At 63.5% G+C, this 26,236-nt stretch carries 13 protein-coding genes and 1 pseudogene; 11 read left to right on the forward strand and 3 right to left on the reverse strand.

Going from position 1 to position 26,236, the window contains the following annotated elements; all coding sequences use genetic code 11:
- Together J5J09_RS22415 and J5J09_RS22420 are read left to right on the forward strand one after the other, a co-directional pair.
- Window positions 1-542, forward strand: a pseudogene (locus J5J09_RS22415) (protease); the annotation flags it as partial.
- A gap of 217 nt (window positions 543-759) precedes the next feature.
- Window positions 760-2,988, forward strand: coding sequence for a calcium-binding protein (locus J5J09_RS22420; RefSeq protein ID WP_208554487.1), 2,229 nt, complete (start codon window positions 760-762; stop codon window positions 2,986-2,988).
- 16 nt (window positions 2,989-3,004) lie between these two features.
- Here J5J09_RS22420 and J5J09_RS22425 read toward each other — a convergent pair whose 3' ends face one another.
- Window positions 3,005-4,024 (reverse strand): helix-turn-helix domain-containing protein, encoded by a 1,020-nt coding sequence (locus tag J5J09_RS22425; protein WP_208554488.1) that lies wholly within the window; start codon window positions 4,022-4,024, stop codon window positions 3,005-3,007.
- 307 nt (window positions 4,025-4,331) lie between these two features.
- Here J5J09_RS22425 and J5J09_RS22430 point away from each other — a divergent pair, with 307 nt between their 5' ends.
- From J5J09_RS22430 to J5J09_RS22455, 6 genes are all read left to right on the forward strand, one after another.
- Window positions 4,332-6,476, forward strand: coding sequence for a calcium-binding protein (locus J5J09_RS22430; RefSeq protein ID WP_208554489.1), 2,145 nt, complete (start codon window positions 4,332-4,334; stop codon window positions 6,474-6,476).
- Window positions 6,477-6,506: 30 nt separating this feature from the next.
- Window positions 6,507-8,090 carry a calcium-binding protein gene (locus tag J5J09_RS22435; protein WP_208554490.1) on the forward strand — a complete coding sequence of 528 codons (1,584 nt, stop codon included), beginning with the start codon at window positions 6,507-6,509 and terminating at the stop codon, window positions 8,088-8,090.
- Window positions 8,091-8,202: 112 nt separating this feature from the next.
- Entirely contained in the window at window positions 8,203-10,167 is a 1,965-nt protein-coding gene (locus J5J09_RS22440; RefSeq protein WP_246746070.1) for a calcium-binding protein, read from the forward strand.
- Between the two features lie 86 nt (window positions 10,168-10,253).
- Entirely contained in the window at window positions 10,254-12,038 is a 1,785-nt protein-coding gene (locus tag J5J09_RS22445; protein ID WP_208554492.1) for a calcium-binding protein, read from the forward strand.
- A gap of 54 nt (window positions 12,039-12,092) precedes the next feature.
- Window positions 12,093-14,702 (forward strand): calcium-binding protein, encoded by a 2,610-nt coding sequence (locus tag J5J09_RS22450; RefSeq protein ID WP_208554493.1) that lies wholly within the window; start codon window positions 12,093-12,095, stop codon window positions 14,700-14,702.
- Between the two features lie 54 nt (window positions 14,703-14,756).
- A complete protein-coding gene (locus J5J09_RS22455; RefSeq protein WP_208554494.1) occupies window positions 14,757-17,366 on the forward strand; it encodes a calcium-binding protein in 2,610 nt (869 codons plus the stop codon).
- Between the two features lie 12 nt (window positions 17,367-17,378).
- On the opposite strand, the gene J5J09_RS22460 is transcribed toward J5J09_RS22455, so the two are convergent.
- Entirely contained in the window at window positions 17,379-18,269 is an 891-nt protein-coding gene (locus tag J5J09_RS22460) for a bile acid:sodium symporter family protein (RefSeq protein ID WP_208554495.1), read from the reverse strand.
- A gap of 81 nt (window positions 18,270-18,350) precedes the next feature.
- The gene (locus J5J09_RS22465) at window positions 18,351-19,394 is read right to left on the reverse strand and encodes a helix-turn-helix domain-containing protein (RefSeq protein ID WP_208554496.1); all 1,044 of its coding nucleotides are present in this window, start codon (window positions 19,392-19,394) and stop codon (window positions 18,351-18,353) included.
- 559 nt (window positions 19,395-19,953) lie between these two features.
- On the opposite strand from J5J09_RS22465, the gene J5J09_RS22470 reads away from it, so the two are divergent.
- The 3 genes from J5J09_RS22470 to J5J09_RS23050 all read left to right on the forward strand — a co-directional run bounded on the left by J5J09_RS22470 (window position 19,954) and on the right by J5J09_RS23050 (window position 26,189).
- Window positions 19,954-22,446, forward strand: a complete 2,493-nt coding sequence (locus tag J5J09_RS22470) for a calcium-binding protein (protein ID WP_208554497.1) — start codon at window positions 19,954-19,956, stop codon at window positions 22,444-22,446.
- Between the two features lie 142 nt (window positions 22,447-22,588).
- The gene (locus J5J09_RS22475) at window positions 22,589-24,871 is read left to right on the forward strand and encodes a calcium-binding protein (protein WP_208554498.1); all 2,283 of its coding nucleotides are present in this window, start codon (window positions 22,589-22,591) and stop codon (window positions 24,869-24,871) included.
- Between the two features lie 193 nt (window positions 24,872-25,064).
- A complete protein-coding gene (locus tag J5J09_RS23050; RefSeq protein WP_208554499.1) occupies window positions 25,065-26,189 on the forward strand; it encodes a helix-turn-helix transcriptional regulator in 1,125 nt (374 codons plus the stop codon).
- The last annotated feature ends 47 nt before the right edge of the window (window positions 26,190-26,236 follow it).

Below are 26,236 nucleotides of genomic sequence, written 5' to 3' on the forward strand. Positions count from 1 at the left end.
CCTCGATCAGCCACACGCTGGCCGCCAATGTCGAGAACCTCATCCTTTCCGGCGCAGGCAACCTCAACGGCAACGGCAACACGCTCGCCAACGCGCTCACCGGCAACGCCGGCAACAACATCCTCAAAGGTCTGGCCGGAAACGACACCCTGCGCGGCGAGGGCGGCAACGACCAGCTCACCGGCGGGGCAGGGGCCGACAAGCTCTACGGTGGATCTGGCGCCGACCGCTTCATCTTCACTACGCTTTCCGACAGCACGGTCGCGTCTTCCGGCCGCGACATGATCTACGACTTCACCCGGTCGCAGGCCGACAAGATCGACCTCTCCGCTATCGACGCATCGACGAAATCCTCCGGAAACCAGGCCTTCACCTTCATCGGCGAGAAGACCGCCTTCACCGGCAAGGCGGGCGAACTCCGCTACATCAACTCCGGCGGCGACACTTACGTCTACGGCGACGTCAACGGCGACAAGGTCTCGGACTTCGCCATCCGCGTCGACGCCACGATCGATTTCGTGAAGGGCGACTTCATCCTCTGAGGCCGAAGGTTGTGCCGCGTCCCACCCATGCCGACGCCGGCCGAAGAATTCGGCGCTGCCACGATCAAAAATGGACGGCGACTCCCCTTTGCCGTCCCGCTAGCCTCCGCGCCAACGACAGGCCGCATCCGGGTCGTATGAGGACGCTCCTTTCCTGACATGTCCCATCCGGTCCGCCCGCCTGTCTTTCACAAAAAGCCCAGGAGGGGGAAGGATCATGACGGCAGGAGCGACCGGCGGCAGCGAGACCATCGTCAACACGACGACTGAATACGGTCAACACAGCAGCGTGATCACCATGCTCGCCGATGGCGGTTGGGTGGTGACATGGCAGGGGTCGCCTCAGAATATCAGCGGGACCAAGATCTTTTTGCAGCGTTTCGGTGCCGATGGCGCCGCGATCGGCGGGGAGGTGCAGGTCAACACCACTCTGGCGCTCTATGAGCAGGCTCCTAAGGTCACGGCCTTGGCCGAAGGCGGCTGGGTCATCGCATGGGAACACTATGACCACGAGGCCGGCGACAGCGACGTCTACCAGCAGCGTTTCGACGCGAATGGCATGGCGTTGGGCGGCGAGGTCCGCATCAATACGTCGGCTGATGGCTTTCAGGGCATTGTGTCTCTCACAGGGCTTGCGGACGGTGGCTGGATCGCGACTTGGAGTTCCGATCATGAAGGCGATGCTAATGTCTACCAGCGGCGTTTCGCCTCGGATGGTATGGCTAGCGCTATGGAAATACGTGTTGGTGGCACGAACACGGGACAGCAATACAACTCGGTGGTCGCCGCCCTGTCCGATGGAGGTTGGGTCGTAGCGTGGACCCTCCAGAACAGCGAGAGCGGCAACTATGGTATTCGTCAGTTGCGCTTTGCGGCAGATGGGACGGCGATGGGCGAAACAGAAACTATCGGCACGGATAGAGCCGGCGTTGATCCAACAGCTGCCATTGCTGGTCTGTCCGATGGCGGTTGGGTGGTAACATGGCACTCCTCCGATGATCCCTATCAAAACGAGGTCTACCAGCAACGCTTTAACGCCGATGGCAGTGCCGCCAGCGCCGAGCAACGCGTCAACACGACCACCTCAGGCGATCAGTCGTTTCCGGCGTTAACGGCGCTTGCGGACGGGGGGTGGGTGATTGTCTGGGGTTCCAGCCATAGCGGCAGCCGAAACATCTACCAGCAGCGATACGACGCCGCTGGTAATATGGTGGGAACCGAAAGCAGGTTGAATGTCGAAGGCTCTGGCGGCGGGCCGCAAGTCGCATCACTGCCCGACGGCGGCTGGGTCGTGACATGGACGACGTCGGATGGGAGCGATTCCGACATCGCCCAACGCGTCTTCGCCACCGACATCGACGGCACGGCGCGGGCCGACACGCTGGAAGGCACGGCCTTCGACGAGACTATCCGCGGCTACGGCGGCAACGACATACTCGAGGGCCAAGGCGGCAACGACATCATGCTCGGCGGCTTCGGCAACGATACCTACATCGTCGACTCGGCCGGCGACCAGGTGCAGGAAATGGCCGCCCAGGGCACGGATACCGTACGTGCTTCGATCTCCTACACCCTCGGCGGCTCGGTGGAAAACCTCGTGCTGACAGGAAGCGGAAACCTCACCGGCACCGGCAACAGCCTCGCCAACGTCATCACGGGCAACAGTGGCAACAATACCCTGAGCGGCCTTGCCGGCAACGACCGGCTCGATGGCGGTGCGGGCAATGACACGCTCGACGGCGGCGCCGGCAACGATACGCTCATCGGCGGGTCCGGCAACGATACGCTGAACGGCGGCTCGGGCGCCGACCGCATGGAAGGCGGTTCGGGCAACGATACCTACTACGTCGACAATTCCGGCGACGTTGTCGTAGAGGCGGCGAATGCCGGCACCGACACGGTCCGCTCCTCGATCAGCCACACGCTGGCCGCCAATGTCGAGAACCTCATCCTTTCCGGCTCAGGCAACCTCAACGGCAACGGCAACACGCTCGCCAACGCGCTCACCGGCAACTCCGGCAACAACATCCTCAAAGGTCTCGTCGGCGACGATACCCTGCGTGGCGAGGCCGGCAACGACCAGCTCACCGGCGGTTCTGGCGCCGACAAGCTCTACGGTGGATCGGGCGCCGACCGCTTCATCTTCACCGCGACCTCTGACTCCACCGTCTCCTCCACCAGCCGCGACATGATCTACGACTTCTCCCGCAGCCAGGGCGACAAGATCGACCTCTCGGCCATCGACGCCAGCACCAAAAGCTCCGGCAACCAGGCTTTCTCCTTCGTCGGCGAGAAGGCCTATTCCGGCAAGGCTGGCGAGCTCCGCTACGTCAACTCCGGCGGCGATACCTACGTCTACGCCGACGTCAACGGCGACAAGGCTTCCGACTTCGCCATCCGCATCGACGCAAACATCGACCTCGTGAAGGGCGATTTCATCCTCTGAGGCATGCGCACGCCGCTCAGCTCAGCCGCTCTTCCCAGGCGCGGAAGAGGTTGGCGTTTTCCGTGTCGACGACCGGCCCCGCCGGCATGTCCATGGCGCGGGTCCGGCGCGGCGCGAAGCCGAACTGGCGGCGGAAGGCGCGGCTGAAATGGGCGGCGCTGACGAAGCCGTAGGCGCGTGCCACCTCGCCGACCGAGATCGCGTCGCCGCCATTGAGCCGCGAATGGATCGTCTCCAGCCGCCGCCGCCGGATATAGGCGGTCACCCCGCCGGTATTGGCGAAGGCGCGGTAGAGATTGGATTGCGACACCGCGAGATCGGAGGCGATCTTCTTCGGCGTCAGGTCGGCGGCGGTGAGGTTCTGGTCGATATAGGCCTCTACCCGCTGGCGCAGCGGCACCGAGGGTTTCTGTGGCGGCGCCGGCGCGTCACGCTCCTTGGCGCGCAGGGCGGTCACCAGCAGGTTGACGAAGGCGGTCGTCAGGTTGGCCGCGTCGGCGGCCTGCATCTCGCCCACCTGTCGGACGAGCGACAGCAGGCAGTCGGCGACCAACCGTCCCCACGGCCCGTCGATCACCCGTCCGTGGTGATGAAAGGGCTCGTGGTTTACCGCAGTGAAGGCGCGCCGCGCCACGGTGCAGGTCACGCACTCGATGATTGAGCTTTCCGTCGTCAGCGGCCGGCGCGCGTCGAAGGCGGCAACCTCGCCCTGCCACATCTGCCGTGGCTCGCCCTGATCGTCCGTCTGGAAGGTCAGCGTGCCGGCATTGATCAGCACCACCTGCACCCAGTCGATGCCGTCGGCGCGGATCATCTCGGTCGTGCGCGAAAATTTCGTCGGATCGAGCCGCGAATGGGTGAGCACCATGTCGCCCAGCATCCAGGCGTCGACCACGGCCATGAACGGCTCCGTCGCCGCCACCGGCCGGGTGATCTTGTGGGTGGTGACGCCGCGGCTCCAGGTGGCGAACTGCTCTGCGGCGGGAAAATCTTGCGTATCGACGTGAATGGCAGGGATCGGTGTCTTGATCGTCATGGGCCGGTCGGGTCAAAGATGGGCTGGTGCTGAAATCGTCAGGGCAAGGAAAACATTCTTCCGCGTTTTTGACCAGCCACGTCACGCATTTTGACCATTCCCGCCAAAATCGCGCCTGCCGGACAATTACCTCCCAAAATTGTTGTAACCGCTTTTTTCCTTGTCTATCCATCCTGTTAGCAGGGGTGCCGACCGCTGAAAAGCAAGGTGTGTCGCCGGTCACGCGGACTTGATTGTCGCGGGACCGAACGGCGGCGCCTGTCCTTTCGCCGGCCCCTTTTCTCAACGGCGGGATGGAGGTTTCGACATGGGATCCGAGGCGACAGGCAGCGCAATCGAGCGCGTCAACACCAGCTCTGGCGGTTTTAGCCAATCGGTCACGGGCCTCGCCGACGGTGGCTGGGTCGTCGCTTGGGTTGTCGATCTGGAGGGCGGTGGAAAAGGCATATCCATGCAGCGCTATGCCGCCGACGGCAGTCGTGTCGGCGGAGTAATCGAGCTTGCCTCGGACATGACCTACGCTGTTGCTCCACGCGTCACCGCACTTGAAGACGGCGGCTGGGTTCTCAACTGGCTCGGCGATGATACCGATTTCGAATCGGGTGACATCTTCCAGCGGCGCTACGATTCCAACGGCGGGCTGGTGGGATCCCCAAGCCAGGTCAACACCTTCGAAACGACGATCTCCTACGAGCGCTCCATCGCATTGTTGTCGGATGGCGGGTGGGTCGTCACTTGGTCTGGGTTCGACATAGACCTCGATGGCAACGGCATTGTCCAGCGGCGCTACGCGGCGGATGGAACGCCGGTCGGGGGTGAGATCGTGGTCAACACCTATCATCCGGGCAGCCAGGACACTCCCTCGGTGACGGCGCTGGAGGACGGTGGCTGGCTCGTGGCCTGGACCGCCTTCGATGATCGTGCCGACGACACCGATATATACATGCAGCGCTATGCGGCCAACGGCGTGCTGGTTGGGTCCGAAACGCGCGTCAATACCGCAACTGTCGGCAGCCAGGTCGATGCGGCCGCTACGGGGCTGGAGGACGGTGGCTGGGTGGTGGTCTGGCAGGGGCTGGATAGCAATCAGCATGGCGTTTATCTTCAGCGCTATGATGCCAATGGCGATCCGGTCGGCGGCGAAGTCGCGGTCAATACCACGACGAGCGGCGCGCAGGGTTCCCCTGCCATCGTCGCCCTTGCGGATGGCGGCTTTGTCGTCGCCTGGGTTTCGCAAGGCCTAGGCGGTATCTTTAGTCTCGTCCAGCAGCGCTTCAACGCGGCCGGCAGTCGCGTCGGAGGCGAGACCGTGATCGTCGATAGCAACGTCTCGGACAAGCCATCCATCGTGGCGACGGAATACGGCTGGCTGGTGATGTGGAACGCCAGCAGCAGCGCGCCAGGGGGGCAAGGCCCCCATATCCGCCACTACGCCCTCGATCGCGTCGGCACCACCGGGGCCGACACGCTGACCGGCTCGTCCTGGGCGGAGACGCTGAAAGGCCTCGGCGGCAACGATGTGCTGAACGGCCTCGGCGGCGCCGACCGCATGGAAGGCGGTACCGGCAATGATACCTACTACGTCGACAACACAGGCGATGTCGTCGTCGAAGGCGCCAATGCCGGCGCCGATACCGTCCGCGCATCGGTCTCGCATACCCTCGCCGCCAATGTCGAGAACCTCGTTCTCACGGGCTCGGGCAACATCGCCGCGACCGGCAACACCCGCGACAACGTCATCACCGGCAATTCCGGCAACAACACGCTGCGCGGCCTTGGCGGCGCCGACACCCTGAACGGCGGCCTGGGCGCCGACCGCATGGAAGGGGGCACCGGCAACGACACCTATTACGTCGATAACTCGGGTGACCTGGTCGTCGAGGCGGCCAATGCCGGCACGGACACGGTCCGCGCTTCCCGCAGCTACACGCTCGGCAGCCATGTCGAAAACCTCGTGCTAACAGGTACAGGCAACCTCTCCGGCACCGGCAACAGCCTCGCCAACGTGATCACCGGCAATTCCGGCGCCAACGCGCTCTCCGGCCTCGCCGGCAACGACACCCTGAAAGGCGAGGCCGGCAACGACCGCCTCGCCGGCGGCACGGGCGCCGATACGCTCTATGGCGGCTCGGGCGCCGACCGTTTCGTGTTTACCGCACTCGCCGACAGCACGGTTTCCTCCACCGGCCGCGACGTGATCAAGGATTTCTCCCGCTCGCAGGGCGACCGGATCGACCTCTCGGCGATTGACGCCAGCACCAGGACCTCCGGCAACCAGGCTTTCTCCTTCATCGGCGAGAAGTCCTATTCCGGCAAGGCCGGCGAGCTCCGCTATGTCAACTCCGGCGGCGACACCTTCATCTACGCCGACGTCGACGGCGACAGGAAATCCGATTTCGCCATCCGCATCGACGCCAATATCGACCTCGTGAAGGGCGACTTCATCCTTTGATCAACAGAGACTTTGTGACGGGAGAAAATCATGACGACGACGATTACCTCCAGTTGGACCGGCACCGGCACCTTTCTCGATATCGAGGACGCAGACCAGTATGTCATCGCCGCCGGCGTCAGCATCATGTCGACATTTGGTGGAACGGCCATCTATATCGAGGCCGATAATGCGCGTCTCGATGTTGAAGGCATGGTCGTCGGCAACAATGCCATCGCCGGCCTTGAATACGGCAACGCGACGATCAATGTCGGCCCGCTCGGAGCGGCCTTGGGATCGGCGGGCGATGCCATCTCGCTGATCGACTACGGCCATGTCATCAGCAATCAAGGGCTGATCTGGGGGGCCTCGTACGGCATCAATTTCCAGCCGCTGTTTGCCGCCGGAGGTGGTGTCAATACCATCACCAATGACGGGACCATCATCGGCACCACGATCGCGATCTACTCAAGCGTCAGCGACGCCCGCATCGAGGTCACCAATACCGGGCGGATCGAGGGCGGAACCCATGCCTTGCAATCCGGCGGTGCGGCGGACCGCCTGACCAACAGCGGCACCATCAAGGGCGCGATCTCGTTCGGCAGCGGTGACGACTATTACGACGGCCGCCTCGGCACGATCGTCGGCGACGTCGAGGCCGGCGATGGCGACGACGAATTGCTCGGCGGCGCAGGCGCCGAAACCTTCTATGGCGGCGATGACAACGACATCCTGAACGGCGGCGGCGGCGCCGACACCCTCTTTGGCGGAACCGGCAACGATACCTATTTTGTCGACAATGCCGGCGACGCGGTTACGGAGAACGCGGGCGAGGGCACAGATACCGTCCGCGCGTCGATCAGTTATGTGCTGACAGCCAATGTCGAAAACCTCGTATTGACGGGCACAGCCAACATCAACGGCACCGGCAACGCGCTCGCCAACACGCTGACCGGCAATGCCGGCAACAACACGCTCGACGGGCTCGCGGGCGCCGACACCATGACCGGCGGCGCCGGCAACGACACCTATGTCGTCGACAATGCCGGCGACATCGTCGTGGAGGCCGCGAACGCCGGCAGCGACACGGTCCGCGCCGGCCGCAGCTACACCCTTGGCGCCAATGTCGAGAACCTCGTGCTGACAGGCACCGGAGGATTGACGGGCACCGGCAACAGCCTTGCCAACACCATCACCGGCAATTCCGGCGCAAACACGCTCTCCGGCCTCGCCGGCAACGACACCCTGAAAGGCGAGGCCGGCAACGACCGCCTGACCGGAGGTACTGGCGCCGACAAGCTTTACGGCGGGACGGGCGCCGATCGGTTCGTCTTCACCGCACTCTCCGACAGCACCGTCGCGTCGTCAGGCCGCGACACGATCTACGATTTCAGCCGCAGCCAAGGCGACCGGATCGACCTCTCGGCCCTCGACGCCAGCACCAAAAGCTCCGGCAACCAGGCCTTCTCCTTCATCGGCGAGAAGGCATTCACCGGCAAGGCGGGAGAGCTCCGCACCGTCAATTCCGGCGGCGACACCTTCATCTACGCTGACGTCAACGGTGACAAGACCTCCGATTTCGCGATCAGGATCGACGCCAATATCGACCTCGTGAAGGGCGATTTCATTTTGTGAGGCGGCGGATCGGGCGAGCCGGCGGTAGGCGGACCGCCGCCGGTTCGCAACCATGTGTTCGAGGGCCGCGCGGCGTGGATCGCTGCGTTCCATAGCTTCGGGAGATCGGATAATGGCACTGCAAGACTTTACCGGCAGGACTGTCGGCACTACCGCGACGGCGATCACGAGCGGCGATGATGTGATCGTCCGCTACGGCGCCGTCGTTGGCAATACGGCCACATTCAACGCCGCAGGCATCACCGCCTATGGCACGAACCACGACATCGACATCTACGGCCACGTTTTCGGCGGGACCTGGTCGATCTCACTCGGCTCGAATAGCGCGATCGCTGGTAGCAATGTGCTCACCGTTCATGCCACCGGTGTGCTGACCTCGACCGTCGAGGGCGTTCTCGTGACGTCTTCCGGCAGCCTGATCACTAACGCCGGACTGATCTCCGGCACCTACGGTATCTTTATCGCCGCAAGCGGCTCCACCACGTCGACCATCGTCAACAGCGGCTCGATCATCGGCGCAGGCGATTCGCTTTACGCAGCCATCGAGCAGTACGGATCCGAGAAGCTCGTCCTGACCAATACCGGCCTAATCGCGGGCGTAACGACGTCCTTCAATGGCTCGTTCGTCCCAAGCAATCTTGCTGTCACCGAAATCACCAACAGTGGCCGCATGATCGGCGACGTGCTGCTCGGCGGCGCCGACGATCTCTATGACGGACGGCTGGGCTCGATCCTTGGTGTCGTTTACGGCGGCAGTGGCAACGACGTGCTCCAAGGCGGCACCGGCAACGAGACGCTCGACGGCGGCGCCGACGATGACCAGTTGGAAGGCAATGCCGGAACCGACACGTTGATCGGCGGCACTGGCAATGACAGCCTCGACGGCGGCACCGGCGCCGATCGCATGGAGGGAGGCAGCGGAAACGACACCTACTACGTCGACAATACCGGCGACGTCGTGACCGAGAGCACGGGCGAGGGCACGGACACCGTCAACGCCGCGATCAGCTATGCCTTGACCGCCAATGTCGAGAATCTGGTGCTGTCGGGCACCGACGATATCGACGGCACCGGCAACGACCTCGACAACACCTTGACCGGCAATGACGGCGACAACAGCCTGTCCGGCGGCGCCGGCACCGATACGCTCTACGGCGCCGATGGCAATGACGTTCTCGATGGCGGCACCGGTGCCGACACCATGGAGGGCGGCATCGGCAACGATACCTTCCATGTCGACGACGCCGGCGATGTTGTCACCGAAAACAGCGGGGCAGGGACGGATACGGTCAATGCCTCGATCACCTACGCCCTGACGGCCAATGTCGAAAATCTCGTCCTCACAGGCACCGGCAATATCAACGGCACCGGCAACGACCTCGCTAATAGCCTGACTGGCAACGCCGGCAACAACGTCCTGAACGGGGGCACCGGCGGCGACCGGATGGAGGGAGGTCAGGGCAACGACATCTACTATGTCGACAACGTCGGCGACGTGGTGGTCGAGGCCGCGAACGCCGGCACCGATACGGTCCGCGCCAGCCGCAGCTACACGCTCGGTGCCAATGTCGAAAACCTCCTGCTCACAGGCACCGCCAACCTCTCCGGCACCGGCAACAGCCTCGCCAACGTGATCACCGGCAATTCCGGCAACAACACGCTCTCCGGCCTCGCCGGCAACGACACCCTGCGCGGCGAAGCCGGCAACGACCGCCTGACCGGCGGCACGGGCGCCGACAAGCTCTACGGCGGCACCGGCGCCGACCGCTTCGTCTTCACCGCGCTCTCCGACTCGACGGTCTCCTCCTCCGGCCGCGACACGATCTACGATTTCAGCCACAGCCAGGGCGACCGGATCGATCTCTCCGCCATCGATGCCTCGACCAGGTCTTCCGGCAACCAGGCCTTCTCCTTCATCGGCGAGAAGGCATTCACCGGCAAGGCGGGAGAGCTTCGCTACGTCAACTCCGGCGGCGACACCTTCATCTACGCGGACGTGAACGGCGACCGGAAATCGGATTTTTCGATCCGGATCGACGCAAACATCGACCTCGTGAAGGGCGATTTTGTTTTGTGAGACGGCGCCGCGGGTGCGCTCGTGATCGACTGAAAATGCCCGCGACACGGGAGCAGGTTTGAAACAACACACAAGGGAGAAAGAACATGGCGACGACGATCACCACGGACTGGAGCGGCACCGCGACGTATCTTGAGGTGCAGGACGACGAGCATTACATCCTTGCCGCAGGCGTCAGACTGGTGACCATCGATTACGCTGCAATCCAGTTCAACGGTGCACGCAGTCAATTCGATATCGAAGGACAGATTGTCGGCGCCAGTGGCATTCGGGGCGTCTGGGGAATGGTCACCGACGACTCGACCGTCAATGTCGGCGCAAGCGGGGTCGTAATGGGATTTGATCATTACGGCATCTATCTCAGCGCGGACGGACAGTCGATCACCAATGACGGCCTGATATGGGGCGGCGATGCCGGTATATCTCTGCAGCAGGTTGCTGCTTTTTCCGGCGATCCGTCACTGATCACCAACCGGGGAACCATCACCAGTCTGTACGCTGGGGTGCTGCTTGAGGGAGACACTGGCAGTACCTTCGAGATCCACAATACCGGGGTCATCGAGGGCGGTAGCTATTCGATTACATCCGTGTCCTACGGCGTGGACCGCATTATAAACAGCGGCGTCCTGAAGGGCGACGTGCGCCTTTATGATGACAATGACTATTATGATGGCCGGCTGGGAACGATTGTGGGTGTTGTCGAAGGTGGCTCTGGCGACGACGAGCTGCTGGGCGGGGCCGGTGACGAGATCTTCGACGGCGAAAATGGCAACGATATCCTGAGCGGCGGTGGCGGCAATGACACCCTGGAAGGAGGTTTCGGCGACGATGTTCTCAATGGCGGGTCCGGCAACGACACTCTGGATGGCGGTACCGGCGCCGACGTCCTCGATGGCGGAACCGGCGCTGACTTCATGGACGGCAGAGAGGGGGATGACATCTTTTATGTCGACGACGCCGGCGACGTCGTCAACGAACGCGTTGCCGACGGCACCGACACTGTCAACGCGTCCATCTCATACAACCTCACAGCCAACGTTGAAAACCTCGTCCTGACAGGTTCCGCCAACCTCAACGGAACCGGCAACGACCTCGCCAATAGCCTGACCGGCAACGCCGGCAACAACGTCCTGAACGGCGGCACCGGGGCCGACCGGATGGAGGGAGGCCAGGGCAACGACACCTATTATGTCGACAACGCCGGTGACGTGGTGGTCGAGAGCTCCAACGGCGGCATCGATACTGTGCGGGCGGCCCGCAGCTACACCCTTGGCAGCAATGTCGAAAACCTCGTTCTGACAGGCACCGGCAACCTCTCCGGCACCGGCAACAGCCTCGCGAACAGCATCACGGGCAATTCCGGCAACAACACGCTGAACGGCAGTTCCGGTAATGACACGCTGTCGGGCGGCTCGGGCAATGACCGTCTCCTCGGCGGCTCCGGCAACGACGTCCTGAACGGCGGATCCGGCAACGACCGGATGGAGGGCAGTTCCGGCAACGACCGCCTGACCGGCAATTCCGGCGCCGACATTCTCTTCGGTGGCTCGGGCGCCGACCGCTTCATCTTCAAGGCGCTCTCCGACTCGACCGTCTCCTCGTCGGGCCGCGATGTCATCGAGGATTTCTCCCGCAGCCAGGGCGACAGGATCGACCTTTCGGCGATAGACGCCTCGACGAAATCCTCCGGCAACCAGGCCTTCTCCTTCATCGGCGAGAAGGCCTTTACCGGCAAGGCCGGCGAACTGCGCTACGTCAACTCCGGCGGCGACACCTTCATCTATGGCGATGTGAATGGCGACAAGACCTCGGATTTTTCGATCCGCATCGACGCCAACATCGACTTGGTGAAGGGCGATTTCATTTTGTGAGACGGCGCCGCCAGGGGTACCGGCCGGCAGATTTTTCCAGAAAGGATGTTGTTGATGACAATTCAGGCGACGGCAGGTTCTGAGTTCACGGCGGAGGACATCGCCTCCGGATCGAGTGGCATCCATTCCATCACGGCGCTCGCGGATGGCGGCTGGGTGATCACGTCGTCCGGTGTGGGCCCAAATGGTATCTCGAACGCGGTTTATCAGCAGCGCTTCGCGTCGGATGGCACGACGATTGGCAACCCGACGGTGGTCAATACCGATACGAGCTATGACGTAGCCGAGTCGGCCGTCGCCGCCCTTGCCGATGGCGGCTGGGTGGTGACGTGGACATACCAAACCGGCGGCAGCGACTACATAGGCCATCAGCGCTATGCGAGCGACGGCAGCACCGTGGGCGGGCAGGGCGCTTTTCGCAGCGACTGGCCTTTGGTCGCCTCGCCGGCGATCGTCTCGCTGCCAGACGGCAAATGGGTGATCTCCTGGCAAAGCTACTTGGCCGACGGCGATGGGCTGGGAATCAGCCAGCGACTGTTCGATGAAAATGGACAGCTGATCCTCGGGTGGATCGTCAATTTCAGTACTTACGGCAATCAGGCACATCCGGACATGATTGCGCTTGCCAACGGCGGCTGGCTCGTTGTCTGGACTAATTCCGGTCAAACCTTCAATCGCGGCCTCTATTGCCAGCGTTTCGCGGCGGATGGCTCGATCATCAATCTTGAGAGCACCATCCCTTATTCCGCCAACGGCGACGAGACGCCCGTGGCAGCCGCCCTTGCCGACGGGGGCTGGCTTATCGTCTGGATGGGCGGCGCCGACGAGCACGACATATGGATGCAGCGTTTCGCCGCCGACGGCAGTCTTTTGGGCTCCGAGACGCTCGTCAATACCACCACCGTAAATGCCCAATGGTCGCCGGATGTCGCCGGGCTCGCCGATGGCGGCTGGGTGGTCGTCTGGCAATCGGCCGATCCAAGCGGCGCTGGCATCTACATGCAGCGCTACGCCGCCGACGGAACGGCGGTCGGCGGCGAAACGCTGGTCAATTCCACAACGGTCGGCAACCAGATCGAGCCCGTCGTCACCGCGCTTGCCAATGGCGGCTGGGTGGTGAGCTGGGCCTCGGAGGGTGACATCGTGCATCGCTGGTACGCTCCCGACATCGACGGCACCGCCGCTGACGATACGATCTCCGGCACCAGCCTCGGCGAGTTGATGCGCGGTCTCGCCGGCGACGACGTCTACCAGGTGAACAGCATCTATGATGTCGTCGAGGAGGACGCCAATGACGGCACGGATACCGTCCGCGCCTCCGTCACCTTCACCCTCGGCGACAATGTCGAACACCTCGTGCTGACCGGCTCGGCCAACATCGACGCCACCGGCAACGATCTCGACAACCGCCTGACCGGCAATACCGGTGACAACCTGCTGCGCGGCATGGCCGGCGACGACACGCTCGACGGAAAGGCCGGCGCCGACACGATGGAGGGCGGCGCCGGCAACGACACCTATTATGTCGATGATGTCGGCGATGTCGTGCGCGAAACCGCCTCCGCCGGCAGCGACACGGTCCGCGCGGCGCTGAGCTATGCGCTCTCGGCCCATGTCGAGAACCTCGTCCTTACAGGCACCGCCAACATCGACGCCACCGGCAACGGGCTTGCCAACAGGCTCACCGGCAATTCCGGCGACAACGTTTTGAACGGGGGCTCCGGCGCCGACACCATGATCGGTGGCACGGGCGACGACACCTATTACGTCGACAATGCAGGCGACGTCGTCACCGAGCGATCGGGCGGGGGAACCGACACCGTCCATGCGTCCGTCTCTCACACCCTCTCCGCCTATGTCGAAAACCTCATCCTCCTCGGATCTGCCAGCATCAACGGCACCGGCAACAGCCTTGCGAATACGATCCTCGGCAATGCCGGCAACAACGTCCTGAACGGGGGCTCCGGCGCCGACAGCCTCATCGGCGGCGCCGGCAATGACACCTACTATATCGACAACGTCGGCGATGTGGTGCTGGAAGCCGCGAACGGCGGCACGGACACGGTCCGCGCCAGCCGCAGCTACACCCTCGGCAGCAACGTCGAAAACCTGATCCTGACAGGCACCGGAAACCTCTCCGCCACCGGCAACAGCCTGGCCAACAGCATCACGGGCAGTTCCGGCAACAACACGCTCTCCGGCCTCGCCGGCAACGACACCTTGCGCGGCAGCAACGGCAATGACAGCCTTCTCGGTGGCACCGGCAACGATCGCCTCGAAGGCGGTTCCGGCAACGACCGCCTGACCGGCGGCACGGGCGCCGACAAGCTCTACGGCGGCACCGGCGCCGACCGCTTCATCTTCACCGCGCTCTCCCACTCGACAGTCTCCTCCTCCGGCCGCGACACGATCTACGATTTCAGCCGCGGCCAGGGCGACAGGATCGACCTCTCCGCCATCGATGCCTCGACGAAGAGCTCCGGCAACCAGGCCTTCTCCTTCATCGGCGAGAAGGCATTCACCGGCAAGGCCGGCGAGCTTCGCACCGTCAATTCCGGCGGTGACACCTTCATCTATGGCGACGTTAACGGCGACAAGAGCTCGGATTTCGCGATCAGGATCGACGCCAACATCGATCTCGTGAAGGGCGATTTCATTTTGTGAGGCGGCGGCGAAAGGGGCGCCAGCCGGCAGGTTTTCCAGAAAAGGATGTTGTTGATGACAATTCAGGCGACGGCAGGTTCTGAAACCCAGGTAACTGGCGGCGGCACAGGCAACTTCCGCGACATCACGATGCTTTCGGATGGCGGGTGGCTCTTCACTTATAATAGCGGCTATGACATCTATCAGCAACGCTTCGGCGCCGACGGAGCCGCGATCTCCGGAGCGCAGCTCGTCAACGCGACAACCCAATCCTCCCAAGACGAACCGTCCGTTGCCATGCTCGACGACGGGGGATGGATCGTAACGTGGATGTCGATGCATCTGAACACGCCGGATGTATTTCAGCAGCGGTTTGCGTCCGACGGAACGCCGGTGGGAGGAGAGGTTCTCGTCAACACCAGAACGGTGAACAACCAACAGTTTTCGACCGTCGCGGGGCTCGCTGATGGAGGCTGGATCGTCACATGGAGCGACTTTGGCCAAGATGGCGCCGGCTATGGCATCTACCAGCAGCGATTTGACCTGAACGGTGTTGCAGTCGGCTCCGAAACCCGCGTTAACACCGCCACCGGCGCAAACGAGTTATTGCAGCATGTGGCCGGCCTGCGGTCTGGCGGCTGGGTTGTTGTGTGGTTCTCCGACAATCAGGATGGCGGCGGCTATGGCGTCTACCTCCAGCGCTTTTCCGCCGATGGATCGCCGGTGGGCGTCGAGGAATTGGTCAACAAGATCGAGACGGGCGACCAGTACATGCCCCGTGTCACCGCGCTCGTCGGTGGAGGCTTCCTGGTGACCTGGCAATCGAACGGGCAGGACGGCAGCGGCCTCGGCGTCTATATGCGGCGTTTCGGTGCCGACGGCAGCTTCCTCGGCTTGGAGGAGCGCGTCAACACCACGGTTGCTGGCGCTCAGGAATATCCCGATGTCGCCGGCCTTGCCGACGGCGGCTGGGTCGTCGTCTGGCAGTCCCAGGATGCGAGCGGCGCGGACATCTACCTGCAGCGCTACGCCGCCGATGGCACGGCGATCGGCGGCGAAACGCTCGTCAATGATGCCGTCGCGACCACAACTCCCCATCCCAAAGTGACGGCGCTCGCCAACGGAGGCTGGGTTGTCAGTTGGAAATCCCTCTCCGGCCTCGTAACCCGCTGGTACGCTCCCGACATCGACGGCACCGCCGCTGACGATACGATCTCCGGCACCGTCCTCGGCGAATTGATGCGCGGTCTGGCCGGCGACGACGTCTACCAGGTGAACAGCATCTATGATGTCGTCGAGGAGGACGCCAATGACGGCACAGATACCGTCCGCGCCTCGGTCTCCTTCACCCTCGGCGACAATGTCGAACACCTCGTGCTGACCGGCTCGGCGAACATCGATGCCACCGGCAACGATCTCGACAACCGCCTGACCGGCAATACCGGCGACAACCTGCTGCGCGGCATGGCCGGCGACGACACGCTCGACGGACAGGCCGGCGCCGACACGATGGAGGGCGGCACCGGCAACGACACCTATTATGTCGACGATGTCGGCGACATCGTGCGCGAAACCGCCTCCGCCGGCACCGACACGGTCCGCGCGGCGCTGAGCTATGCGCTCTCGGCCCATGTCGAGAACCTCGTTCTCACTGGCACCGCCAACATCGACGCCACCGGCAACGGGCTTGCCAACAGGCTCACCGGCAATTCCGGCGACAACGTTTTGAACGGCGCCGCCGGCGCCGACACCATGATCGGTGGCGCGGGCGACGACACCTATTACGTCGACAATGCAGGCGACGTCGTCACCGAGCGATCGGGCGGGGGACACGATACCGTCGACGCTTCGGTCTCCCATACGCTCGCCGCCTATGTCGAGGATCTCGTGCTGATCGGCTCCGCCAGCATCAACGGCACCGGAAACGGGCTTGCCAATATGATCGTCGGCAATGCCGGCAACAACGTGCTGAACGGCGGTGGCGGCGCCGACACGATGTTGGGCCGCACCGGCAACGACACCTACTATGTCGACAACGCGGGCGACATCGTCGTTGAAGCGGCAAACGCCGGCACCGATACGGTGCGCGCCAGCCGCAGCTATACCCTCGGCAGCAATGTCGAAAACCTCGTGCTGACAGGCACCGGCAACCTCTCCGGCACCGGCAACAGCCTCGCCAATGTGATCACCGGCAACACCGGCAACAACACGCTGTCCGGCGGCTCCGGCAACGACACCCTGCGCGGCAGCAACGGCAATGACAGCCTTCTCGGTGGCACCGGCAACGATCGCCTCGAAGGCGGTTCCGGCAACGACCGGCTCACCGGCGGCGCCGGCTCCGACAAGCTCTACGGCGGCACCGGCGCCGATCGGTTCGTCTTCACGTCTCTCTCCGACAGCACGGTGGCCTCCTCCGGCCGCGACACGATCTATGATTTCAGCCGCAGCCAAGGCGACAGGATCGACCTCTCAGCCCTCGACGCCAGCACGAAATCCTCCGGCAATCAGGCCTTCACCTTCATCGGCGAGAAGACCGCGTTTACCGGCAAGGCGGGAGAGCTCCGCTACATCAACTCCGGCGGCGACACTTACGTCTACGGCGACGTCAACGGCGACAGGAAATCCGACTTCGCCATCAAGATCGACGCAAACATCGACCTCGTGAAGGGCGATTTCATTTTGTAGGTGGAAAATCCGTCAGGCAACGCCATCAGGCGCGGTCGCCGGTAAGCTGGAAGACCGGCTCCGTCGCCACAGCACGAAGGGCATGGTCAAAATCCAGGCGGTGATCGAGTAGATGACCGAGGGCAGAGTCGGGTCGGGCAGGCCGGTGCTTGTCGCAGCCACCGCCAGACCGACGGCGATGCCAAGCGCACCGTTCTGGGTGCCCGTTTCGATGGCGATCGCCGTCATGTCCCGCGCGGGCAGGCGGGCGAGAGAGGCCGTCAGGCAGCCGACAGCCAGAAGCGTGGCGTTGAGCGCGATGAGCACGGGCCACAGCGCGCCGATATTGTCGGCGAAGGCCTGCCAGTTGGCGATGACAGCCGCGACGATGGTCACTAGGAACAGCCACATCGAAAACCGCGCGATCGCCGCGGAGCTTTTTGCGACGAAGCGGGGAAAATACCGGCGCACGAGAACGCCGAGGCCGACCGGGGCCGCCGTCAGCACGAAGACCGTGAGACCAAGCCCGGTCACATCGAGCGCCGGCGCCTCTCCGCCGCGAAAATACCCGACGGCAAAGGCCACCACCAGCGGCAGGGTCAGCGTCGCGGCGAGCGAGATCACCGCCGTCAGCGAGATGGAGAGCGCCACATTGCCGCCGGCCAGCCGTGTCGCCGAGTTCGACAGCACGCCGCCGGGGCTGGCGGCCAGGATCATCAGCCCGACCGCCAGTTCCGGCGGCAGGGAAAACAGCATTGCCAGCACGAAGGCGGCAAGCGGCACCACCAGCATCTGGTTGAAGGCGCCGAGCGCGAACGCCTTCGGACGAAGAGCCACCTCGGCGAAATCTCGCGGCCCGAGCTCCAGGCCGAGCGAAAACATGATGATGATCAGGATGAGCGGCAATACGATTTCGATAAGCATGTCGAACCTTGGCAAACGGGCGTCGGCGCTCCCGATGAACGGCGCCGGCAGAAAAAAACGGGTCGGTCAGGCGGCCGACGCTCAGGCCGGCTCGGTGCGCAACAGCCAGTCCACGAAGGTGCCGGTGTCGGCGCTGGCCGGTGCCGTGCCGCTTCGCGCCGCCGCGCGCGCCTCTGTGGGACTGAAGCCGTATCGGGCGTGGAACTGCCGATAGAAGGACGAGAGGTTGGTAAAGCCGTATTCGTAGGCGATCGAGCTGACCAGCCGGCCGTCCGACGTCTTCGAGAGCGCGGCATAGCAGGCCGCGAGACGGCGATTGCGGATATAGGTCGCGACGCCACCCTGTTCCGCGAAGAGATAATAGAGCTGGCGGCGCGACACGCCGATCGTGGCGCAGATATGGTCGGCGCTCAGGTCGGGCGAGCGGAGATTGGCGTTGATGTGGCGACGCGCCCGGTCGAACTGCACGGCTGCGATCGGCGCCTGCGCGCTTTCGAGCGTCGCCGGCGTGCCGGCGATCATCGCCCGCATCAACTGCCCGAACGCATCGCCGACGGCCGAGGCCTCGCCGACCGTCAGATGGTTGGCGCGGTTGGCGATCGATACCAGGAAATCGCGCAGGATCTGCGACATCGGCCCCTGCACCAGTTGATGCGCGGCGCGGTCCAGCTGGTCGGCGATGTCCCAGAAGTCGTCGCGGGTGAAGAATACGCCGCTGTAATTGGTTTTGTCCATCACGCCGGAAAAGGGGCTGGCATAGGAGTGCAGGATCAGCTGGCCGGCCGGCACCTTGAACTCGCTGTCCCGGCTTTCGTAGCCCACCGGCCCCTGCGTCACCACGCTGATGCACCAGTGGTCGAAGCCGGATCGCCGGACGATATCGTGCGTGTAGCGGAAGTTCATCGGCGAGAGCTCGAACGAGGTCAGTTGCAGCGAGCCGAGGCGATAGGAGTCGGCGCTGGCGCGAAAGCCCTGCGATGGCGGCGTGATCGCCTCCAGGTCGCACATCGAGGACGTGAACTCGCACCAGGCGTCGAACTGCTCCTCCTGCCGTATGCTTTCGGTCGAAAACCTGAGGTTCGGTATCCGCGTCCGGTCGCCGGCCAGGCTGTCATGTAGGCTCATTTGCAGTCGCTCGCTTGAAATTCTTTTATGAGGTGATTTTCGTATCAAATATCGAAACCGGTGCCGTTCTGGTGCCCCGGTCGGAGGGCCATGCACGCAAACCGCGTCGCAGCGCCGCAAATGCATTCCACGGCGTATCGTTCGGAAAATAGCCGTCGCTGCACAAAACGCAATGACTTGTGCACGCACCGCGATTTGCAGGGCCGCGCCCAATTTTTTTCCAAGTGGTAAAAGTTCACCGTTTTGTGCTCCGGCCGCTACCGGCTGATCCCGGCTGCGGTTCTCCTACGATTTCACAAGGGGCGCGGCATGTGATGCGCGGCACAGCAAGTACGGCCGCCGATCTGGCAAGGGGGGGGCGATTGAACGCGACCGCGCCGCCGCCCGGAATGAAAAGATGTCGAAGACACCGACACCGCCTGCGCGCGGCGGTGATGAAACAGCAGGGCTGTGCCTCAAGGCACGGCGATCGCGCCCGGCGGAACCGCATGAGGCGGCATGTACGAACCCGCCGGGCGCGACACGACGACCGTTTTGAACGATGTGAAGGACCAATGAGATGAGCTCGAACGCAACCGGAACCAACGAAATCGTTGTCAGCACGACAACCGCGAGCGGGATGAACGACCCGACCGTCACCTTGCTACCGGCTGGCGGCTGGATCGCCATCTGGTCGGCGACTGACGACGCCGATAACACCCATGTATTTATGCAGCGCTTCGACGCAGCGGGAGATCCCGTGGGCGCCGAAATCCCGGTGGGTGATCCTGACGTGGAGCATTTTAAGCCGACGGTGGTCGCTCTTGCGGACGGCGGCTTTATCGTGACGAGCGACGGGGGCCCGATCGTCCAGCAGCGTTTCGACGCCGATGGCAATACGGTCGGCGCGGAAACGCAGGTCAATACGACCGGGGGCGATGTGCGTCTTGTCAAAAGCGTGGCTCTTTCCGACGGCGGCTGGGTCACGACCTGGCAAGCGGGTTCCGGCAATGAGGACGTGTTGCAGCAGCGTTTCGACGCCGACGGCAATACGGTCGGCGCGGAAACGCAGGTCAATACGACGACGTCGGGTCGGCATGTCTTCCCCGACTTGGTGGCCCTTTCCGACGGCGGCTGGGTTGTTACATGGTTTGTCGTCGACGGGAATATATTCCTGCAGCGGTTCGACGCCAATGGGGATAAGGTCGACGGCGAGACGCGGGTCAATTCGACGAGCGCGGGAACGCAGCGATTTCCGGCCGTTGCCGCGCTTTCGGATGGTGGCTGGGTGGTGACCTGGGAGTCGCCCGATGCCGACCAGACCGGCATTTTCCAGCAGCGCTACGACAGCGACGGCGACGCCGTCGGCGGGGAGACGCAGGTCAATGCGACCAGCACCAGTTTCCAGAGCGATGCGGACGTCGTCGCGCTTTCAGATGGCGGCTGGGTGGTGACGTGGCAGTCCTTTGGCCAGGATGGCGACAGCTACGGCATTTATCAACAGCGCTACGATAGCGACGGCAATGCGGTCGGAACCGAGACGCTCGTCAATGTGACGACGGAAGGCTACCAGGATAGTGCTTCCGTGACCGCCCTGCCCAATGGCGGCTGGATCGTCAGCTGGGTATCGGAGGACCCGGTTACCTCTAAGCCAGTCGTCCACCAGCGCATCTTCGCCTCGGATGTCGAAGGCACCTCGGGCAATGACACCCTGACGGGCACGGTGTTTGACGAAACGCTGATCGGCGGCGCCGGCAACGACACCTACTATGTCGATAATGCCGGCGACGTGGTGGTCGAGGAGGCGGATGCCGGCACGGACACGGTGCGCGCCAACCGCAGCTATGTCCTCGGCGCCAATGTCGAAAACCTCGTGCTGACAGGCACCGGCAATACCAGCGGCACCGGCAACAGCCTGGACAACGTCATGACAGGCAACAGCGGCAACAACACGCTGAACGGTGAGGCAGGCAATGACACGCTCAAGGGCGGTTCCGGCAACGACACGCTGAATGGCGGTTCTGGCGCCGACCGCATGGAAGGCGGCTCCGGCAACGACACCTATTATGTCGACAATGCCGGAGACGTGGTGGTCGAGAGCTGGGGCGGCGGCACCGACACCGTGCGCGCAAGCCGCAGCTACACGCTCGGCAGCAATGTCGAGAACCTGGTGCTGACGGGCACGGGCAATACCAGCGGCACCGGCAACAGCCTGAACAACACGATCACCGGCAACAGCGGCAACAACACGCTGAATGGCAGCTCCGGCAATGACAGCCTGAGCGGCGGTGCGGGCAATGACCGCCTGATCGGCGGTTCCGGCAACGACACGCTGAACGGCGGCACCGGCGCCGACCGCATGGAAGGCGGCTCGGGCAACGACACCTACTATGTCGATCATTCCGGCGACGTCGTGGTCGAGAGCTCGGGCGGCGGCACGGATACGGTGCGGGCCAGCCGCAGCTATACGCTGGGCAGCAATCTGGAAAAGCTCGTGCTGACAGGCACGGGCAATACCAGCGGCGCCGGCAATTCGCTCTCCAACACGATCGGTGGCAATTCCGGCAACAACACGCTGAACGGCTACAGCGGCAATGACAGTTTGAGCGGCGGGGCCGGAAACGACAGCCTGTACGGCGGTTCCGGCAATGACAGCCTTCTCGGCGGTTCCGGTAACGACCGGATGAAGGGCGGCTCGGGCAATGATAAGCTGACCGGCAGTTCCGGCGCTGATGTGCTTTTCGGTGACTCGGGCGCCGATCGCTTCATCTTCAAGTCCCTGTCGGACAGCACGGTCTCGTCGTCCGGCCGCGACACGATCGAGGATTTTTCGCGCAGCCAGGGCGACCGGATCGACCTCTCGGCGATCGACGCCTCGACCAAATCCTCCGGCAACCAGGCCTTCTCCTTCGTCGGCGAGAAGTCCTATTCCGGCAAGGCCGGCGAGCTTCGCTACGTCAACAAGGACGGCGACACCTTCATCTACGGCGACGTCAACGGCGACAGGAAATCCGATTTCTCGATCAAGATCGACGCCAATATCGACCTCGTGAAGGGCGATTTCATTTTGTGAGCGGGCCGGGGACAGGGGACGTCGTGGGCGCTATCCGCGACGCTCTCCGGAAACGATGCCCGGACCACGATTACCGCAAACGTCAATGTCTCATCGGTGACGCCCATGTCGCGCCGCCGCGAACAACATAGAGGGAAAGCAGATGAGCTCGAACGCCACCGCACAGACCGAAACAACCGTCTACACAGGGGATAACGGAACCGTCAGAGATGCCGGTATCGCAACGTTTGCCGATGGTGGTTGGCTCACGACATGGCGCGCACGGACAAGCGATGACGACGATGCACCGATGATTGTCCTCCAGCAGCGGTTCGATGCCGCCGGCAATACCGTAGGCGAAACGGTCACTGTTTTTGAAGCTCCCGGCAGCGCGTATGGTCCCGCTGTTGCCACTCTCGATGATGGCGGATGGGTGACCGTGATGAGGACTGGCGGCGAGGACGGATTCGGTATCTACCAGTTCGTTTTCGATTCGAACGGCAATGCGGTCGGTTCGCCCGAGCGTCTCGACATGACCAACAAGTCGGGGTCAGATCCGCAGATCACGACGCTCGCGGATGGCGGCTGGGTCGTTGCCTGGGGCGGCAGCGGTAGCAACACGGCTGTCTATCAGCAGCGGTTCGATGCCGATGGCGACAAGGTCGGCGGCGAGACGGCGGCCAGCCCCGCCAATGTCTCTTACCCGAGCACTGACGCTGTGATCGCCCTGCCGGATGGCGGCTGGATCACCTTCTGGATGTTTTATAACGACAGCACGGCGCGTGACGTGTTCATGCAGAGGTTCGATGCGGACGGCTCTCCGACCGGTCTCATGTCGATGGTCAACACGACCATTCAGGACAATCAGGCTAGCCATGATGCAGCCGTTCTCGCCGATGGCGGCTGGATCGTCACCTGGAACTCCGGGGACCAGGATGGAGACAGCGATGGGGTCTATCAGCAACGCTATGATGCCAACGGAAACAAGGTCGGCGGTGAAAGCAGGGTGAACACCACGACCGAGGGCAGCCAGAAGGAACCCTCGGTCGCCGCGCTCGATGACGGCGGCTGGGTCGTCGTCTGGCAGTCCTTTGGCGACAGTCAGCGCGGCATCTATCAGCAACGCTACGACAGTGACGGCAATCCGGTTGGCGGCGAGGAATTCGTTGCGACGACCGAGGAGGCCTATGGCTATTTCCCCAAAGTCGAGGCCCTGCCGGGCGGGAATTGGGTCGTGACCTGGGCCGCCTTAAATGGATTCGAAATCAGAGCCGTCCACCAGCGCGTCTTCGCCTCGGATATCGAAGGCACTTCGGGCAATGATGTGCTGACCGGCACGGCGTTCAACGAGACGCTGACCGGCGGTGACGGCAATGACAGGCTCGATGGCAAGGCCGGGGCGGATCGCATGGAAGGCGGCTCTGGCAACGACACCTATTATGTCGATAATGCCGGCGACGTGGTGGTCGAGAGCTCGAACGGCGGCACCGACACCGTGCGGGCAAGCCGCAGCTATACCCTCGGCGCCAATGTCGAAAACCTCGTGTTGACAGGGACCGGCAATACCAGCGGCACCGGCAACAGCCTCAACAACACGATCACCGGCAACAGCGGCAACAACACGCTGAACGGCAGCTCCGGCAATGACAGCCTGAGCGGCGGTGCGGGCAATGACCGCCTGATCGGCGGCTCCGGCAACGACACGCTGAACGGCGGCACCGGCGCCGACCGCATGGAAGGCGGCTCCGGCAACGACACCTACTATGTCGACAATTCCGGTGACGTGGTTGTCGAAAGCTCGGGCGGCGGCACCGACACGGTGCGGGCAAGCCGCAGCTATACGCTGGGCAGCAATCTGGAAAAGCTCGTGCTGACAGGCACGGGCAATACCAGCGGTGCCGGCAATTCGCTCTCCAACACGATCGGCGGCAATTCCGGCAACAACACGCTGAACGGCTACAGCGGCAATGACAGTTTGAGCGGCGGCGCCGGCAACGACAGCCTGTACGGCGGCTCCGGCAATGACAGCCTTCTCGGCGGCTCCGGCAACGACCGGATGAAGGGCGGCTCGGGCAATGACAAGCTGACCGGCAGTTCCGGCGCCGACGTGCTTTTCGGTGACTCGGGCGCCGACCGCTTCATCTTCAAGTCCCTGTCGGACAGCACGGTCTCATCGTCCGGCCGCGACACGATCGAGGATTTTTCCCGCAGCCAGGGCGACAAGATCGACCTCTCGGCCATCGACGCCTCGACGAAATCCTCCGGCAACCAGGCCTTCTCCTTCATCGGCGAGAAGTCCTATTCGGGCAAGGCGGGTGAGCTTCGCTACGTCAACAAGAACGGCGACACCTTCATCTACGGCGACGTCAACGGCGACAGGAAATCCGACTTCTCGATCAAGATCGACGCCAATATCGACCTCGTGAAGGGCGATTTCATTCTGTAGCCATAAACGGTGGACCGGGCGCCAAGGCGCGCCCGGCAGTCCTGCCAGCCCCCGGGCGCCGCAAGCCCGCAGTATGCTTCAGAACGCCCGTCATCTCTGTTATTGTTCTGCGACATGTCCCGCCCGAAGGACGGGGAACAAGCCTTGCACTTTGTGAATTGTGCGGCAAACGAGATCGGTTGCGGGGTTTTCCGTGGAGCATCGGGAGCGGGATGTCAGGGAGCGCATCTATGATGCGGTGTTCGAACCCGATCTGTGGCTTGACATTCTGACCGCCACAGAGGCGCTGTCCGGGGCGGCCAGCAGTTCGCTGATCGTTTTCGATGCCACCAATCCGCTGCGGTTCGTTTCCACTCCGCGTTCACGACCGCTGATGGAGCGGTTCGTGGGCGAGGGGCTGTGGCGCGACAATCGCCGCATGCTGCATTATCAGGCCAATCCCATCACCGGCTTTGTCCGCGCCGACGAGTATTTCGGCGCGGGCTTGCTGGCCGCCGATGCCCCCCACCGGCTGTGGGCGGAGCATGGTCTCGGCGCCCAGGTCGGCACGATCATCGCCATGCCGACCGGCCAGGTCGTGGCGCTCGCCTTCGAGCGATGGCTGGCCGATGGCCCGTTCCCCGCGGGCGCGCTCGCGACCTTCCAGCGCCTCTATGCCGATTTCGCCCGGGCCTGCCTGATCGGCACGCGCATGGCGACCGTGAAGGAGCGGGAACGGCTCGATGCGCTGACGACACTCGGCATCCCGGCCGCCATCCTGGGCGCCGGCGGCCGCCTGCGGGCCGCGAACGCCGATTTCGAGGCCCTGCGCAGCCTGTTCGTGCCGCTTGCCTATGACGGACTGGCGATCAATGACCGCGCGGTGGATACGATCTACCGCGCCTCGCTGCAGGATCTTCTGGCCGCAGGCGGCGGCGACGGGACTCCCACGCCGACGGTCCGCTCGATCGCCGTGCCGGTGGCGGACGACCGTCCCCCCATGCTGGTTCATCTGATGCCGCTCGGGCGGGTGGGGCTGGATCTCTTTTCGTCCGGCCGCGTGCTCGTCGCCGTCTCGCCGCTTTCGGCGTCAGGACTGGTGCCGTCACCGACGCTGCTGTCTGGCCTGTTCGACCTCACACCGGCCGAGGCCCGTCTTGCCCGTTTCCTGGCGGGCGGTGGGTCGGTCAAGGCGGCCGCCGCATCCTTCGCGGTCACGGAAAAGACCGCCCGTACCTATCTGGAGCGCATCTTCCGCAAGACCGGCGCCACCAGCCAGGCGCAACTGGTCGCGCTGTTGAACAGTGGACCGGCCTCCGGCATTTCCACGCCGGACTGAAAATCCGTGAAGCGCAATTTTCTGTCCGCCGGTCGGCATATGCCGAC

Origin of the sequence: Ciceribacter sp. L1K22, assembly GCF_017599385.1 — a bacterium.
Taxonomy (GTDB): Bacteria; Pseudomonadota; Alphaproteobacteria; order Rhizobiales; family Rhizobiaceae; genus Allorhizobium.